Genomic DNA, 1705 nt, shown 5'->3' on the forward strand with positions numbered 1-1705 from the left:
TTGAGCGAGCGCTCGATCTGGGTACGAGCCGCGACTTTCATCCGCGCATCAAAACCCCGCTCGTGCACCTTAGCAAGGCGCAGATCGTTTCGCTGGCGCTTGAAATCGGCGTGCCGTTAGAGCTTACGTGGAGCTGCTACGAGCGCGAGGACGCTGCGTGCGGGCTTTGCGACAGCTGCCTACTGCGGCTTAAAGGCTTTGCGGGCGCCGACGCGAAAGATAAAATCCCCTACGCGATAGAAGCTTAGGTATGTCGCGGTTAAATTTACGGAGCCCGCTCGGCTCGGCGCGTCATCGCAGCGCCTGATATGCTCGGGTTTTGAATACGTAGCGTCGCACAATTTGCGGTGGGATTTAAACGCGCGGCGGCCTGCACTTTAGTGCGCCGAGCTGCGCTATAAATTTAAACTACGCTTTGAAATTTTAAAAATTTTAACGAGAGCGTTGCGCACGGTTCAAAGCAAAAATCAATTATAAAATTTACCTCCTGCGCTATATTTATGATCGTATAGGCGGATATAAACATATCGCAGTATAATCCGATAATTAAATTTTAAGGAGTGGAGAATGGCGTTTGTAGCAGAATATATTTCGAAAGAGGACTTAGAGGAATACGATATTATAGACACTGTTAATAAAATTAGAACAAAATTTAGAAAACCCTTATTGAGCAATCAAGATATTAGATGGTTAAATTGGGTAGTAGATAAACAAAAACAGACCTATCTTATCTTTATCGGTAGCCCTCAACTGCCGGATCCACGAGATGGCTATACGGGCGAGGATATTTGGTTGCTTCATTATAAAGGTAGAGATATTGAGCTTGATATAAGGCGAATTTATGATGAGACAACGAGTAAATATTTCACGGAAAATCCATTTAAAATCAAATATAAATTCCAAAGCGTAAATTCTGACATTGGAGATATTTCGATAGACGAGCTTTATAAAATTTTAAATGAAGCCTTGTCTGAGTATGGTAGCGGCGGTATTGAAAATAGGGAATATGTTCCAAAAGAACACGAAGTCGTAACTTTTCTGCACGATTAAATACAAAGGATAAAAAATGACAAATGAACAAGCAAAGAAGATTTTGGCAGATATAGCGAATGACAAGGATGTGCGCACCAGTAGCGGCGCCAAGGTAACCGCTGAAAATTTTGAGAAATTTTTTCTAAACGATATGGTTAGAAAGCTAGGCACTAAAAGCGAAGGCGATATCTACGAGCGTATAAGCGAACATAAATATGTCGTAGATATAATTAAATATTAAATTTAAGGAGGAGAGAATGGCGTTTGTTGCGGAATATATTTCTAAAGAGGACTTGAAGAAATATGATATTTTAAGCAATATGAACGAGCTATTGATGAAACACAATTACACATACCCAATCCAGGATAATGATACCGATTGGATGAATTGGGTTATCGATAAGCAAAGAGATGCTTGGCTTATTCATGTATGTTTGGCATCTATGCCGGATCCGCGAGATGGATTTACGGGTGAGGAGATTTGGTTGCTTCACTATAAAGGTAGAGATATTGAGCTTGATATAAGACGAATTTATGACGAGACTACAAGTAAAATGCTAGTCGATAATCCGTTTTTTATCAAATATAAGCTAGAAAGTATAAATTCCAGCACTTACGGAATTTCACTGGACGAGCTTTATAAAATTTTAAAGGAAGCTCTAGCGGAATATGG

General features: G+C 40.4%; 4 protein-coding genes. All 4 read left to right on the plus strand.

Annotated elements, in window-relative coordinates; genetic code table 11:
• A partial coding sequence (locus Q0372_RS02395) for a 7-cyano-7-deazaguanine synthase (RefSeq protein ID WP_298102094.1) occupies positions 1 to 248 on the plus strand: 248 nt, incomplete at its 5' end.
• 319 nt (positions 249 to 567) lie between these two features.
• Positions 568 to 1050 (plus strand): hypothetical protein, encoded by a 483-nt coding sequence (locus Q0372_RS02400; RefSeq protein ID WP_298102097.1) that lies wholly within the window; start codon positions 568 to 570, stop codon positions 1048 to 1050.
• A gap of 16 nt (positions 1051 to 1066) precedes the next feature.
• Positions 1067 to 1273: a hypothetical protein gene (locus Q0372_RS02405; RefSeq protein WP_298102100.1), complete on the plus strand. Its 207-nt coding sequence runs from the start codon at positions 1067 to 1069 to the stop codon at positions 1271 to 1273.
• A 94-nt stretch (positions 1274 to 1367) separates the two neighbouring features.
• On the plus strand, positions 1368 to 1705 hold a 338-nt coding region (locus tag Q0372_RS02410; RefSeq protein ID WP_298102103.1), incomplete at its 3' end, for a hypothetical protein.

Source organism: uncultured Campylobacter sp. (assembly GCF_937997405.1).
Lineage (GTDB): Bacteria > Campylobacterota > Campylobacteria > Campylobacterales > Campylobacteraceae > Campylobacter_B.

Excerpts from the sequence above, each read along its gene's own strand:
- Q0372_RS02400 (WP_298102097.1), top strand. The coding sequence starts at position 568 with ATGGCGTTTGTAGCAGAATATATTTCGAAAGAGGACTTAGAGGAATAC.
- Q0372_RS02405 (WP_298102100.1), top strand. The coding sequence starts at position 1,067 with ATGACAAATGAACAAGCAAAGAAGATTTTGGCAGATATAGCGAATGAC.